The organism is Micromonospora vulcania (assembly GCF_042658605.1).
Lineage (GTDB): Bacteria > Actinomycetota > Actinomycetes > Mycobacteriales > Micromonosporaceae > Micromonospora > Micromonospora vulcania.
Genome location: NZ_JBHSQS010000009.1, coordinates 276,018 through 289,397, shown reverse-complemented (window position 1 = coordinate 289,397; position 13,380 = coordinate 276,018). Strand labels below are relative to the sequence as shown.

Sequence of the window (13,380 nt, the reverse complement as noted above, 5' to 3'; positions counted from 1 at the left end):
AACCAACTACCGGAGACCTCTTCAATTAGCGACCACCGCCACGCCCCAACATCAACGCCCTACGAAACACGGCCTAGGGGGCCGCCCCGAGAAACCGCGACGAGATTTCGGCCCGCCCGTCGTCAGTCGAGCAGGGCGTCCAGACCGAGGGTGAGACCGGGGCGGTTCCGCACCGCGCGGACGGCCAGCAGCACGCCCGGCATGAACGACGCCCGATCGTACGAGTCGTGCCGGATGGTCAGCGTCTCGCCGGTGGTGCCGAACAGCACCTCCTGGTGCGCGACCAGGCCCGTGGCGCGCACGGCGTGTACGCGTACCCCGTCGATCTCGGCGCCCCGCGCACCCGGCACCTCGTCCTTGGTGGCGTCCGGCACCGGGCCCAGGCCGGCCTCGGCGCGGGCTCGCGCGATCTGCCGGGCGGTGTGCGTGGCCGTGCCGCTCGGGGCGTCCAGCTTGCGCGGGTGGTGCTGCTCGATGATCTCGACGGACTCGAAGTGCCGGGCGGCCCGCGCGGCGAACTGCATCATGAGCACCGCCCCGATGCCGAAGTTCGGCGCGATCACCACGCCCACCCCGGGCTTGCGGGCCAGCCAGCCGCGCACCCGCTCAAGCCGCTGTTCGGTAAAGCCGGTGGTGCCGACCACCGCGTTGATGCCCTGGTCGATGCACCAGTGCAGGTTGTCCATGACGACGTCCGGCGTGGTGAAGTCGACGACCACCTCGGCACCGGCGTCGGAGGCGGCGAAGAGGCCGTCGCCCTGGTCGACCATCGCCACCAGTTCGAGGTCGGCGGCGGCGTCGACCGCCTTGCACACCTCGATGCCCATCCGACCCCGGGCACCCAGAACGCCGACCCGCAGCGCCTCGTCCGGGTGCGTCTCCTGCTGCTCAGTCACGGGGCACAACCTATCCCAATCGGGACGGGTGCCTCCGGCCGGATCGGACCCGCTCCACTGTCCGGGACTCGCCCATCGAGCGACGTGCCGGCCCTGGCGGCCGAGCCCACGGCACCGCTCAGGCGGAGAAGTCGCTCGCGCCGAACGGGCCGACGACGGCCAGCGACATCGGCCGGCTGAGCAGCTCCGCGGCGAGAGAGTTGACGTCCGCCACGGTGACCTCGTCGACCCGGCGGAGCAACTCGTCCACCGGCATCAGGTCGCCGTAGAGCAGCTCGCCCTTGGCCAGCCGGCTCATCCGGGAACCGGTGTCCTCCAGGCCGAGCACGAACGAGCCCTTGCTCATCCCCTTGCCCCGGGCCACCTCGGCCTCGGTCAACCCGTCGGCGGCCACCCGGGCCAGCTCGGCGCGGATCAGTGCCAGCACCTCGTCGACCTTGCCCGGCGCGCAGCCGGCGTAGACCGCGAACAGGCCGCTGTCGGCGTACTGGCTGGCGTAGGAGTAGACCGAGTAGGCCAGGCCCCGCTGCTCGCGGATCTCCTGGAACAGCCGGCTGGACATGCCGCCGCCGAGCACGTTGTTGAGCACCCCGAGGGCGAAGCGCCGCTCGTCGATGCGATCGATGCCGGGGCAGCCGAGGATGATGTGCGCCTGCTCGGTCTCCTTCGGCTCCACCAAATTGGTGGCCGGCTTGGTGCGTACCGCGGGGGTTGCCTCCCGGTACGGCGCCGGGGTCGCCGGGTCGCTGTCCAGCGGGGTGCCGCGCACCGCCTGGCGGACCAGCTTGACCACCGCGGCGTGGTCGAGGTTGCCGGCGGCGGCGATGACGATCTGCGGCGGGGTGTAGTGACGCCGGTAGAAGTCCTCGATCTGCTGCCGGGTCATCGGCGTGACGGTCTCCTCGGTGCCGGAGATCAGTCGGCCCAGCGGGTGATCGCCGTAGACGGCCTGGGCGAAGAGGTCGTGCACCTCGTCACCGGGCTCGTCGTCGTGCATGGCGATCTCTTCCAGGATCACGCCCCGCTCGGTCTCCACGTCGGCCGGCTCCAGCAGCGAGTCGGCGACCAGGTCGCACATCACGTCGATCGCCAGCGGCAGGTCCTCGTCCAGTACGCGGGCGTAGTAGCAGGTGTATTCCTTCGTGGTGAAGGCGTTGGTCTCGCCACCCACCGCCTCGATCCGCGAGGAGATCTCCAGCGCGGTGCGCTTGTTGGTGCCCTTGAACAGCAGGTGCTCCAGGAAGTGCGCGGCGCCGGCCTGCGGGCCGCTCTCGTCCCGCGAGCCGACCGCCACCCAGATGCCGAACGAGACGCTGCGCATCGTCGGGATCGCCTCGGTGAGCACGCGCAGGCCGCTGGGCAGCACGGTACGACGTACCGTGCCGCCCAACGGGTCCTCGCTGAGGGTCCGGGTCACCGCCCGGGCGGTGCCGCCGGAGCGGCCCGTCCCGGTGTCCCGAGACGGGGCCACCCCCCGTCGATCCGGCGGAAACGGCGCACTGAAGGCCCGACTCACGTACTGCTCCCAGATCGACGAGGGGTGGGTGAAGTGGTGTTGACGATCAGCTGTGCCGGGTCCGGCGGCGCGGACGCTCGCCGCCCTCGCCACCCTCGCCGCCGCCGCCCTCGCCACGCTCCGGGCCACGGCCACCGCGGTCGCCACGGTCACCGCCGCGCTCGCGGTCGCCACGGTCACGCGGGCCGCGGTCGCCCCGGTCACGGCCGGCCGGCCGGTCGCCACCAGCGGCCTCGCCGGCGGCCGGCGCCTCGGCGCCCTCCGGGCGGACCTTGTCCAGGTAGATCTTGCCGCGGGCGTCGATGTCCGCGATCTCGACCTCGACCCGGTCGCCGACGTTGAGGAAGTCCTCGACGCGCTCGACCCGCTTGCCGTCGCCCACCTTGGAGATGTGCAGCAGACCGTCGCGGCCCGGCAGCAGCGAGATGAACGCACCGAACGCGGCGGTCTTGACCACCGTGCCGAGGAACCGCTCGCCCTGCTTCGGCAGCGTCGGGTTGGCGATCCCGTTGATCCGGTCCACGGCCGCCTGGGCCGACGGGCCGTTGGTCGCGCCGACGTAGATCGTGCCGTCGTCCTCGATGGAGATCTCGGCGCCGGTCTCGTCCTGGATCGCGTTGATGGTCTGACCCTTCGGGCCGATCACCATGCCGATCTTGTCGACCGGGATCTTGACGGTGGTGACCCGCGGCGCGTAGTCCGACATCTCGGCCGGAGCCTCGATCGCCGCCTGCATCACACCGAGGATCGTCTGCCGGGCCTCGTTCGCCTGCTGGAGCGCGGCGGCGAGCACGTCCGACGGGATGCCGTTGAGCTTGGTGTCGAGCTGCAGCGCCGTGACGAAGTCCGGCGTGCCGGCGACCTTGAAGTCCATGTCACCGAACGCGTCCTCGGCACCGAGGATGTCGGTCAGCGTCACGTACTGGGTCTTGCCGTCGACCTCGTCGGAGATGAGGCCCATGGCGATGCCGGCGACCGGCGCCTTCAGCGGCACACCGGCGCTGAGCAGGCCCAGCGTCGAGGCGCAGACCGAACCCATCGACGTCGAGCCGTTGGAGCCGAGCGCCTCGGAGACCTGCCGGATCGCGTACGGGAACTCCTCGCGCGACGGCAGCACCGGGATCAGCGCCCGCTCGGCGAGCGCGCCGTGGCCGATCTCCCGACGCTTCGGCGAACCGACCCGGCCGGTCTCACCGGTCGAGTACGGCGGGAAGTTGTAGTTGTGCATGTAGCGCTTGCGGTTCTCCGGGGACAGCGTGTCCACCATCTGCTCCATGCGCAGCATGTTCAGCGTGGTGACGCCCAGGATCTGCGTCTCGCCCCGCTCGAACAGCGCCGAGCCGTGCACCCGCGGCAGCACGCCGACCTCGGCGGTCAGCGGGCGGATGTCCCGCGGGCCGCGCCCGTCGATGCGGACCTGCTCGCGCAGCACGCGGTTGCGGACCTCGGACTTGGTCAGCGACCGGAAGGCGGCGCTGAGCTCCTTCTCCCGGCCCTCGAACCGACCGCCCAGTTCCTCGGCGACCTTGGCCTTGATCCGGTCCAGGGCCTCCTCGCGGTCGGCCTTGCCGGCGATGGTGAGCGCCTCGGCCACCTCGGTGCGGGCCACCTCGGCGACCGCGTCGTAGACGTCGTCCTGGTAGTCGAGGAAGACGGGGAACTCGGCGACCGGCTTGGCGGCGACCTCGGCCAGCTCGCTCTGCGCGCGGCACAGCTCGCGGATCGCCGGCTTGGCGGCCTCCAGGCCGCTGGCCACGATCTCCTCGGTCGGCGCGATGGCGCCGCCCGCGATCAGGGTGACGGCGTTCGGCGTGGCCTCGGCCTCGACCATCATGATCGCGACGTCGCCGTCCGGCAGCGCGCGGCCGGCCACGACCATGTCGAAGGTGGCCCGGGCCAGCTCCTCCAGGGTCGGGAAGGCCACCCACTGGCCGTCGATGTGCGCGACCCGGGTCGCACCGATCGGGCCGGAGAACGGCAGGCCGGAGAGCTTGGTCGACATCGAGGCGGCGTTGATCGCCACGACGTCGTACGGGTGCTGCGGGTCGAGCGCGAGGACGGTCTCGACGACCTGGACCTCGTTGCGCAGGCCCTTGACGAACGACGGGCGCAGCGGCCGGTCGATCAGACGGCAGGTGAGGATGGCGTCCTCGCTGGGACGACCCTCGCGCCGGAAGAACGAGCCGGGGATCCGGCCCGCGGCGTACATCCGCTCCTCGACGTCGACGGTCAGCGGGAAGAAGTCGAACTGCTCCTTCGGGTGCTTACCGGCCGTGGTGGCGGAGAGGACAACCGTCTCGCCGAGCTGGGCGATGACGGAACCGGCGGCCTGGCGGGCCAGCCGACCGGTGGAGAAGGTGATCTCACGGGTGCCGAAGGCCCCGTTGTCGATCACGGCGGTGCGGGATTCGGTGCCGAGTTTGGTCTCGGTCATGTGCTGTCGTGCTCCTTCGCGTCGTGGGCCCACGACATCGGGGAGCTGCTCAGCCGGCCGGTCTTCGATCGAAGCGCCCGGGTGGCCGGCATGATGCCGGGTTCCCGGGGGCCACTACCGGAGACCGGTACGCTGACCGGCTCCCTCTCGGGTGGTCGCGCGGCCCGTGTTCTTCTGGTGGGACGCCGATCGGGGGAGCGGCCGGTCGGCCACTCCCCCGTCACGTCACCGGCGCAGGCCGAGCCGCTCGATGAGCGACCGGTAGCGGGCAATGTCCTTCTTCTGGACGTAGTTGAGCAGCCGACGGCGCCGGCCGACCAACAGCAGCAGACCACGACGGCTGTGGTGGTCGTGCTTGTGCACCTTCAGGTGCTCGGTCAGCTCGGCGATCCGCTTGGTGAGGACCGCGACCTGAACCTCCGGCGAACCGGTGTCGCCCTCGGCGGTCGCGTACTCCGCACGGATGCTGGCCTTGGCTTCCTGGTCGAGCGCCATGTTCTCCCTGTTTCGATGGGTTGATCAAGTAGGTGTCCGTCGTCCCGATGGACCGGGAACGGACCGGTACCTCGCACCCGCGGCGTCGTGCAGGCACGCGAGGCCCCACGCCGGTCACCCGACGTCCCCGCAAGACTACCAGCACTCGCCGGTAGCACCCGGTCAAGGGCCTCGGCGAGGGCTCCCGCCGCCGCCACGATGATCAGGCCAGAGTGCGCCGGGTGCGTTCGACGTCCTGTTCCATCTGGGCGATCAACGGCTCGATGCCGTCGTACCGGATCTGCCCACGCAGGTGCGCCACGAAGTCCAGGGCCAGCCGCTCACCGTAGAGGTCACCGTCGAAGTCCAGCGCGTACGCCTCGACCCGCCGCTCCCGACCGGAGAAGGTCGGGTTGGTGCCCACCGACACGGCCGCCATCAGTGGCTCGTGCTGGCCCCGACGGACCAGTCGGGCCGCGTACACCCCGTCGGCGGGCACCGCCGCGTGCCGGTGGCAGAGCAGGTTGGCGGTCGGGAAGCCCAGCTCACGGCCACGCTGGTCGCCACGGACCACCACGCCCTCCAGCCGGTGCGGCCGGCCCAGCGCGGCCGCCGCCGCGCCCACGTCGCCCGCGTCGACGCAGGAACGGATGTACGTGGAGGAGAAGACGGTGCCGTCCTCGGCCACCAGCGGGCCGTCCTCGACCCCGAAGCCGAAGGTGCGGCCCAGCCGCTCCAGCAGCGCCACGTCGCCGGCCGCCCGATGCCCGAAGCGGAAGTTGCTGCCGACCACCACCAGCGCCGCGTGCAGGTGCTCGACCAGGATGTCGTGCACGAACTGCTCGGCCGGCAGCCGGGAGAACTCCGGGGTGAACGGCACCACGCAGAGCACGTCCGCGCCGAGCGCCTCGATCAGCTCGGCCTTGCGAGCCTGCTCGGTGAGCACCGCCGGATGCGAACCGGGGCGGACCACCTCGGCCGGGTGCGGGTCGAAGGTGACCACCACCGACTGCACGCCCAGTTCCCGGGCTCGCGCCACGGTGTGCCCGATGGTCGACTGGTGCCCCTTGTGCACGCCGTCGAAGACGCCGATGGTGACGACCGACCGCCCCCACCCACCGGGCGCCGCGTCGTACCCCCGCCACCGCTGCATGCCGTTCCTTTCGGTAAGGAAGGGCCCCTTCCTAACGCCTCGTGTATAGGAAGGGTCCCCTGCTAACACTCGCCGGCGCTTCCGCGCACCGCGCCGGCGCTTCCGCGCACCGCGCCCGCCGTCAGGCCGGGGCGAGCACGATCTCCGCGCGGGCCCGCCCGTCCCGCTCGCTGACGATAGCGATCAGGCCGCCGGCCGGTCCGAAGACGGCGTACGGCCCGGTCAGGCCGGCCGGGTCCAGCGGCCCTCCGTGTGCGAGGACCCGCGCCTCGTCGGGGGTGGCCTCGCGCCGGGCGAAGAACCGGTCCGCCGCCGCGTCCAGCGGCAGGTTGACCACCTCCGGGGCGCGCTGCTCCAACTCGTCGAGGGTGGCCGCCTCGGCGAGGCTGAAGCCACCCACCGCCGTACGCCGTAGCGCGGTCAGGTGCCCGCCGACCCCCAGCGCCAGGCCCGCGTCCCGTGCGATGGCCCGGATGTACGTGCCGGAGGAGCAGGTGACGTCCACGTCGACGTCCACCACGCCCGGCTCGGTCCGGCGGACCGCCAGCACCTCCAGCCGGGAGATGGTGATCCGGCGCGCCGGCAGGTCGACGCTCTCGCCATCGCGTACCCGCTTGTACGCCCGCTCGCCGTTGATCTTGATGGCGCTCACCGCGCTCGGCACCTGGTCGATCTCGCCGGTCATCCCGGCCAACACGTCTCGGATGGCCTCGTCGGTGACCGCGTCGGCGTCGGTGGTGGCGATCACGTCACCCTCGGCGTCGTCGGTGACGGTGGCCTGGCCGAGCCGGATCGTGCCGGCGTAGCTCTTGCCGGCGCCGATCACGTAGGTCAGCAGCCGGGTGGCCCGGCCCACACCGATCACCAGTACGCCGGTGGCCATCGGGTCGAGGGTGCCGCCGTGCCCGACCCGGCGGGTCTTCGCCAGTCGGCGGATCCGCGCCACCACGTCGTGCGACGTCATGCCGCCGGGCTTGTCGACCACGATCAGACCATCGGTGCTCACGTCGCCCAAGCCTGCCAGATCCGGCAGCCGCGGCCGGCATCGCGGGTGGCGCTCGGCCCGTGAAAAGGGACACCACGGCGGCCCGACGGATGCGAAGATCACTCGCCCCTACCCGCCGAGCCAGGACGACACATGACCAGCGACGACCCGGCCAGCCCCTCGAACACCCCGCCCACCGCCCCGGACCGGTACGCCGTCGCCAGCGAGCCCGAGCGGATCCGGGTACCGGACTGGATGCGCGAGCCCGCGACGGAACACGCGCTGACCAGGCCGGATCAGCTTCGGCTGTGGTGGGAGCGGCACGCCGGGAAGCTGTTCGGCGGGGTCGGCGCGGCGGTCGCCCTGGTGCTGCTGGCCGTCCTGGGCTGGAGCGGGTTCAGCGCCGTGCAGCGGATCCACGACGGGGAGCCGTTGCTGCCGGGACGGGCCACCTCGCCGGCGCCCCGACCGGTCGACGAGAGCGGCAACAGCCTCGGGCCGTTCGTCGGTACGCCGGCCGAGAAGTTCGCCGTGGGCGAGGCGGCCATCACCCTCCCGGCGGCCCGGGCCGCCGCGCCGTTCACCGCGAAGCAGGTCGCGGACGCGCTGGCGAAGGTCAAGCAGGCGCTCGTCCAGAGTCGACTCGACTCGTCCATGCTCCTCGGCGACCCGGAGAAGTTCCTCGCCCTGCTGGCACCGGACACCCGGACCGAGACGCGCAAGGACTTCGCCACGGGCGACAGCCTGACCTACGCCACGCAGATCCTCCGCGACAGCAACCCGAGGTTCGAGTTCTCCGACGGCATCCGGGGCAGCGGCACCGTGGAGTACCGCTCGACCACCGACGACAATGGGATCCGGGTGCTGGCGATCACCACCCGGTTCCTGTGGGTCTACTCCTTCGACCTGCCCCGGCCGCAGACGTACCCGCCGGGTGCCGAGCTCGTCACCCTCCGGGACGAGGTGATCTGGCACGTGCCGCATCCGGACGACGTCGAGGCGACCTCGGTCGGGCTCTGGTTGGACAGCGGCGACGTCACGGTGCTCAACGCGACCTGCACGGCGATCCGGAAGGGGAAGATCGACCTGGAGACCGTGGGCGAGGCGGGCCTGCCGGCGGCGGCACCGACCGGGGACATCTACGGCCCGGGTTGGCGCCCCGGCGACGGCGAGGAGTGCTGACCCGGCGGGACGGCGGCCGGGTTACCGGACCGCGCCGACGACCGCCCACGCGCCGCTGCGCAGCCGCAGCAGCAGCGCGACCAGCCGGATCACCACGAACAGGGTGAGCCCGGCCCAGATGCCGCCCAGCCCGAGGTCGAGCGCGTAGGCCAGCCAGATGGCCGGCAGGAAGCCGCCGAGGGCGGCCACGATGGTGAGGTTGCGCAGGTAACGCACGTCGCCGGCGCCGATCAGCACGCCGTCCAGCGCGAACACCACCCCGGCCAACGGCTGCATGGCGACGAACCACGGCCAAGCCACCATGGCCTGCTCGCGTACCCCCTGGTCGGAGCTGAACCACGACGGTACGACGCCGGCGCCGGCGGCGATGACCACCGCGAAGCCGACGCCGCAGGCACCACCGAGCAGCGCGATCCGGCGGGCCAACGCCCGGGCGCCCGCCTCGTCGCCGGCCCCGAGGGCCGCGCCCACCAGGGACTGCGCGGCGATGGCCAGCGCGTCGAGCACCAGCGCGGTGAAGAACCACAGTTGCAGGGCGATCTGGTGGGCGCCGACGGCGGTGGCACCGAAGCGTGCGGCGACCGCCGTGGCGGACAGGAAGCTGGCCTGGAACGCCACGCCCCGGATCAGCAGGTCCCGGCTGAGTACCAGCTGCTGACGGATCAGCCGGGGCCGAGGGCGCAGCGACACCCGCTCGGCGACCAGAGCCGCGGCGAAGAGCCCCCCGGAGATCGTCTGCGCGACCGCGTTGGCCACCGCCGAGCCGGTCAGGCCGAGCCCACCGGGATAGACCAGCAGCGGGCAGAGCAGCGCGGAGAGCAGGTTGGGGCCGAGCACGAAGGCCAACGGGCGGCGGGTGTCCTGCACGCCGCGCAGCCAACCGTTTCCGGCGGCGGCGAGCAGCAGGCCGGGGGCACCGAGCGCCGCGATCCGCAGCCACTGCGCGGCGGCGTCGGCCACGTCGCCACCACCACCGGCGAGGGTACGGGCCAGCGCGCCGCCGCCGAACTGCATGCCGATCGCGACCAGCAGTCCCACGCCGAACGCCAGCCAGGACGACTGAACTCCCTCGGCCACCGCCGCCGCTCGGTCGCCGGCGCCGAAGCGGCGGGCCGAGCGCCCGGTGGTGCCGTACGCGACCACGGTGCCCAGCCACGCGGTGAGCGTCAGCACCGTGCCGCCGACGGCGAGCGCGGCGAGCGGCACACGACCGAGGTGACCGACGACGGCCGTGTCGACCAGCACGTAGAGCGGCTCGGCGGCGAGCACCACGAGGGCGGGCAGGGCCAGGCCGGCGATCCGCCGGGGGGACGCGGCAAGCGTGCTGGTGTTCATCGCCGGCGATCCTGTCACGAGCCCCGTAAGGATCGCAAGGAGTGCCGGCGCTTACCAGTGGCGGCTACCGGGGCGGTGTTGTCACCGCCGTACGGGTCAGCTCACTGACGGGTGTCCATCGACGTCTGCAGCGCGCGGCGGGCCTGCTCGCGGGCGTCGTCGGTGGTCTCGGGCTTGGGCTTGGTCGGCATGGTGGTGCTCCTTCCAGGGTGTGAGCCACCGGCACGCGGCGGCCCGCACGGGCGGTCGTGCTGAGCGCCCCACGGCGGTCCGGGGTTACCGGAGCAGCCGGCTGGGCAGCGTGAGCCCGGGTCGGTCCGACCCTGGAGGGAGGCAGCGCGGGGTGTCGCACCACCGCCCACGACCTGCAGCGCTACGCACTGCCGGCCGCCTCCCAAGTTATCGTTAAGTTCCACATGCTGCTCACGGTTCCCGCGATCTGGACACTGGGCGACCCGGCTCAGCGGGCCAGGAAGTGCCACCCCAGCCACCACCAGAAGCCGAACAGACCGATCCGGCCCACCGGCACCGGGCCGACCTCGTAACGCATCACGTACGCGCAGACCTCGCCCAGGGTGGGCACCCGGGAACCCTCCCGCCGGGCCAGCCACTCGACCACCGCGAAGAGGGCCAGGGCGGTGACGAAGCCGCCGATCGCGAGCGCCCGCATCATCGCCGCACCAGCCCCCAGAACGCGGCCAGCCAGGCGAACCAGGCCGCCGACCGGGCCAACTGGTCCTCCAGGAGCGGATCGGCCAGCCGTGAGAAGGTGGGAAAGTCGTCACCCACCGACAGGACGAAGGTGGCGCCCTCGAAGACGCCGAAGACCACCACCGGCAGCGCCCACCACGCGGCACCCGCGCCGAGTCGGCGCGGCGACGGTCGGCGGGGCACCCGGTTGCTCAGACCGAGCCAGATCAGCACCCCGCCGGTGCCGAGGGTGTAGAGGTTGGCCTCGGTGGAGAACGATGCGAACCGGCCGCCGACGAGCGACAGGCAGACGAGGACTGGTACGGAGACGGCGGGCCGATCCCAGGCTCGGGGGGCCTCCACGGTGAGGTCGTGCGGCTGCTCCATCCCGCGATTCTTCCCGTTATCACGGAGCGCGGGAAGACCAACACTCCCCGGAGCTGACCCTGATCTTCCTGCGCCGGACGGTGCCGACGGACCGGCGAGCGTGGCGGCGTTGGTAGCGGGTCACGTCCCTTTGCTCTGCTTACCCGGGCGCAACACTGCGGCGTCCATCTCGTTGCGCCGGTGTAAGCAGAGCAAAGGGCCAGGTCGAGGGCCGGGCAAAGCGCCCAGGGGCACGGGCGCGGTCTCCGCCGTGGCCGGCGACGCCGTCGCGGTTGAGCCCGGGGCAGGGGTACGAGTTGTCAGGCGTCGGGGTGGATCAGCGCCGCGTCGAGTTGACCCCGGATCGCCTCGATCACCTCGTCGGCGGTGCCCCGGCCGGTGAACCCGGCCGCGAACCGGTGCCCTCCGCCGCCCAGCACGACCGCCACCCGACTGACGTCGACCGCGCCCTTACTGCGCATCGACACGGCCCACTCGCCGGACGTGATCTGCTTCAACACGCAGCTCACGTCCGCCTCGGCGGTGCACCGCACCGAGTCGATCAGCGCCTCCAGCACGTACGGGCGCTGATCGTGCCGGGCCAGGTCGTCCAGGGTGGCGAAGGTCCAGACCAGCCCTCGACCGTCGGCCGCGGCCGGTTCCAGCCGGGCCCGAACGAGTACCTCGCCGAAGAGCCGGACCGCTCCGAAAGGCCGGGTGTCGAAGACCTGCCGGGAGATGTCACCGGGCGAGATGCCGGTGGCCAGCAGCCGGGCGGCCAGCTGGTGCACCGCCGGGGTGGTCCCCGCGAACCGGAACGAACCGGTGTCCGTGGTCAGCGCCACGTAGAGGCACTCGGCGATGGCCGGGTCGAGCGTCACGCCGAGCCGGGTCAGTAACTCGTCGGCAACCACCGAGGTCGCCGCGGCGGTCGGGTCGATCAGGTTGACCGTGCCGAAGCCGGGGTTGGAGGCGTGGTGGTCGAGCACCAGAGCCGCACCGGCGGACGACAGCCGCCCAACCAGCTCACCGAGCCGCGACTCGCTCGCCGCGTCGAAGCAGATCACCAGGTCCGGGTCGGGATCCGCAGCGCTCGCCGGAACCAGTAGGTCCAGGCCGGGCAGCCCACGGAACGGCTCGGGCACCTCCGGCGGCCCGGGGAAGGTCGCCTGCAGCCGGCGTACGCCGAGCTGCCGCAGCCCCAGACCGAAGCCGAGCATGCTGCCCAGCGCGTCACCGTCCGGGTTGACGTGGCAGATCAGCAACACCCGAGCAGTCGGCGGGAGCGCGCGCACCAGCGCCTCGGCCGCGGCCCAGTCGGCCTCGGCAGGGCCGGCGACGGCCGTGGTGGCGAGCTGGGCCCCGGCTGTGCCGGTCACCGCGCTTCCCCACCCCGGCGGTTCTCCTCGACGTCGGCGGCCTCGTCGGCCTCGTCCGTCTCGTCTTCGTCCTCGTCCTCGTCCTCGTCGACCTTGTACGGCTGCGCCTCGCCCGCGTACTTCGCCTGGGCGGCGAGCCGCTGCACCTCGGCGTCGGCGTTGCGGGCGGCGGCGAGCAGGTCGTCGATGTGCTTGACCTGGTCCTGCACGTCGTCCAGGACGAAGGTGAGGGTCGGCGAGTGGCGCAGACCGAGCGCCTTGCCCACCGTGCTGCGCAGCAGCCCCTTGGCGCTCTCCAGCGCCGCCGCGGTGTCCGCCTGGGCCGTCGCGTCACCGAGCACGGTGTAGAAGACCGTCGCGTCCCGCAGGTCGGCGGTGATCCGCGCGTCGGTGATGGTGATCATGCCGAGGCGCGGGTCCTTGATCTGGCTCCGCACCACCGACGCGACCAGCTCACGCACTCGTTCCGCGTGCCGGCGTACCTTGGCCGGATCAGACATCTCGCCACCTCCACGGCGTCCTGCTCCCGGTCGGCCGACGACCCCGGGGGTCGCCGGCCGACCGGCCAACATCTCGAACACTACCTTCGCGGCCGTACCGGTCGCCCGGCACAGCCGGCACCCTGATCAGTCGTCGTCCACGCCGTACAGCCGGCGTCGGACCGACAGCAGCTCGGCCTCGGGTCGACCGGCCACCAGGTGCTCGCAGGAGTCCAGGACCTCCCGGACGTGCCCCGCCTCGGCGGCCACCACGGCCACCGCTATCTGGGCCCGACCGTGCAGGTCGAGCGCTCCCACTTCGGCGACCGACACCTCGAAGCGGCGCAGCGCCGCCACGATCGGCCGTACATATGATCTCTTGGCTTTGAGCGACCGTGAGTCGCCCGGCAGCAGCAGGTCGAAGACCGCGGTTCCGGTGAACATCGCCCCGGACCATACCGCCAACCCGCCCCGCATGATCAAGGGGTTTA

The 13,380-nt window shown here is 72.2% G+C and carries 13 protein-coding genes; 1 reads left to right on the top strand and 12 read right to left on the bottom strand.

Translation table 11 applies throughout. The annotated features are described in order from the left end of the window. Nucleotides 1-122: 122 nt before the first annotated feature. From dapB to truB, 6 genes are all read right to left on the bottom strand, one after another. A complete protein-coding gene (gene dapB, locus ACFQGL_RS17860) occupies nt 123-896 on the bottom strand; it encodes a 4-hydroxy-tetrahydrodipicolinate reductase (RefSeq protein WP_377513146.1) in 774 nt (257 codons plus the stop codon). Between the two features lie 118 nt (nt 897-1,014). Then, the gene (locus ACFQGL_RS17855; RefSeq protein ID WP_377513144.1) at nt 1,015-2,412 is read right to left on the bottom strand and encodes a M16 family metallopeptidase; all 1,398 of its coding nucleotides are present in this window, start codon (nt 2,410-2,412) and stop codon (nt 1,015-1,017) included. 46 nt (nt 2,413-2,458) lie between these two features. After that, a complete protein-coding gene (locus tag ACFQGL_RS17850) occupies nt 2,459-4,846 on the bottom strand; it encodes a polyribonucleotide nucleotidyltransferase (protein WP_377513142.1) in 2,388 nt (795 codons plus the stop codon). A gap of 225 nt (nt 4,847-5,071) precedes the next feature. After that, nucleotides 5,072-5,341, bottom strand: coding sequence for a 30S ribosomal protein S15 (gene rpsO / locus ACFQGL_RS17845; protein WP_030337594.1), 270 nt, complete (start codon nt 5,339-5,341; stop codon nt 5,072-5,074). Nucleotides 5,342-5,543: 202 nt separating this feature from the next. Then, a complete protein-coding gene (locus tag ACFQGL_RS17840) occupies nt 5,544-6,473 on the bottom strand; it encodes a bifunctional riboflavin kinase/FAD synthetase (RefSeq protein WP_377513139.1) in 930 nt (309 codons plus the stop codon). Between the two features lie 121 nt (nt 6,474-6,594). Then, nucleotides 6,595-7,479: a tRNA pseudouridine(55) synthase TruB gene (gene truB, locus ACFQGL_RS17835; protein ID WP_377513137.1), complete on the bottom strand. Its 885-nt coding sequence runs from the start codon at nt 7,477-7,479 to the stop codon at nt 6,595-6,597. Between the two features lie 132 nt (nt 7,480-7,611). Here truB and ACFQGL_RS17830 point away from each other — a divergent pair, with 132 nt between their 5' ends. Next, nucleotides 7,612-8,640, top strand: coding sequence for a hypothetical protein (locus tag ACFQGL_RS17830; protein WP_377513135.1), 1,029 nt, complete (start codon nt 7,612-7,614; stop codon nt 8,638-8,640). A gap of 21 nt (nt 8,641-8,661) precedes the next feature. Here ACFQGL_RS17830 and ACFQGL_RS17825 read toward each other — a convergent pair whose 3' ends face one another. The 6 genes from ACFQGL_RS17825 to ACFQGL_RS17800 all read right to left on the bottom strand — a co-directional run bounded on the left by ACFQGL_RS17825 (nt 8,662) and on the right by ACFQGL_RS17800 (nt 13,333). Continuing rightward, on the bottom strand, nt 8,662-9,975 hold the full coding sequence (locus tag ACFQGL_RS17825) for an MATE family efflux transporter (protein WP_377513133.1): 1,314 nt from the start codon (nt 9,973-9,975) through the stop codon (nt 8,662-8,664). A gap of 460 nt (nt 9,976-10,435) precedes the next feature. Then, complete coding sequence (locus ACFQGL_RS17820) at nt 10,436-10,645, bottom strand: DUF6186 family protein (protein WP_377513170.1); 210 nt, start codon at nt 10,643-10,645, stop codon at nt 10,436-10,438. Next, a complete protein-coding gene (locus ACFQGL_RS17815; RefSeq protein WP_377513131.1) occupies nt 10,645-11,052 on the bottom strand; it encodes a hypothetical protein in 408 nt (135 codons plus the stop codon). Before ACFQGL_RS17815 ends, ACFQGL_RS17820 begins: the two co-directional genes overlap by 1 nt. 299 nt (nt 11,053-11,351) lie before the next feature. Further along, nucleotides 11,352-12,410 (bottom strand): DHH family phosphoesterase, encoded by a 1,059-nt coding sequence (locus tag ACFQGL_RS17810; RefSeq protein WP_377513129.1) that lies wholly within the window; start codon nt 12,408-12,410, stop codon nt 11,352-11,354. Beyond that, entirely contained in the window at nt 12,407-12,910 is a 504-nt protein-coding gene (rbfA, locus tag ACFQGL_RS17805; protein WP_377513127.1) for a 30S ribosome-binding factor RbfA, read from the bottom strand. The genes ACFQGL_RS17810 and rbfA overlap by 4 nt, the downstream gene beginning before the upstream one ends. A gap of 126 nt (nt 12,911-13,036) precedes the next feature. Beyond that, nucleotides 13,037-13,333, bottom strand: coding sequence for a DUF503 domain-containing protein (locus tag ACFQGL_RS17800; protein WP_377513125.1), 297 nt, complete (start codon nt 13,331-13,333; stop codon nt 13,037-13,039). Nucleotides 13,334-13,380 lie beyond the last annotated feature (47 nt).

What these genes read in the sequence shown, in the direction of transcription:
- ACFQGL_RS17850 (WP_377513142.1), bottom strand. Translation starts at nt 4,846, where the DNA reads ATGACCGAGACCAAACTCGGCACCGAATCCCGCACCGCCGTGATCGAC.
- rpsO (WP_030337594.1), bottom strand. Translation starts at nt 5,341, where the DNA reads ATGGCGCTCGACCAGGAAGCCAAGGCCAGCATCCGTGCGGAGTACGCG.
- ACFQGL_RS17840 (WP_377513139.1), bottom strand. Translation starts at nt 6,473, where the DNA reads ATGCAGCGGTGGCGGGGGTACGACGCGGCGCCCGGTGGGTGGGGGCGG.
- ACFQGL_RS17830 (WP_377513135.1), top strand. Translation starts at nt 7,612, where the DNA reads ATGACCAGCGACGACCCGGCCAGCCCCTCGAACACCCCGCCCACCGCC.
- ACFQGL_RS17825 (WP_377513133.1), bottom strand. Translation starts at nt 9,975, where the DNA reads ATGAACACCAGCACGCTTGCCGCGTCCCCCCGGCGGATCGCCGGCCTG.
- ACFQGL_RS17820 (WP_377513170.1), bottom strand. Translation starts at nt 10,645, where the DNA reads ATGCGGGCGCTCGCGATCGGCGGCTTCGTCACCGCCCTGGCCCTCTTC.
- ACFQGL_RS17815 (WP_377513131.1), bottom strand. Translation starts at nt 11,052, where the DNA reads ATGGAGCAGCCGCACGACCTCACCGTGGAGGCCCCCCGAGCCTGGGAT.
- rbfA (WP_377513127.1), bottom strand. Translation starts at nt 12,910, where the DNA reads ATGTCTGATCCGGCCAAGGTACGCCGGCACGCGGAACGAGTGCGTGAG.
- ACFQGL_RS17800 (WP_377513125.1), bottom strand. Translation starts at nt 13,333, where the DNA reads ATGTTCACCGGAACCGCGGTCTTCGACCTGCTGCTGCCGGGCGACTCA.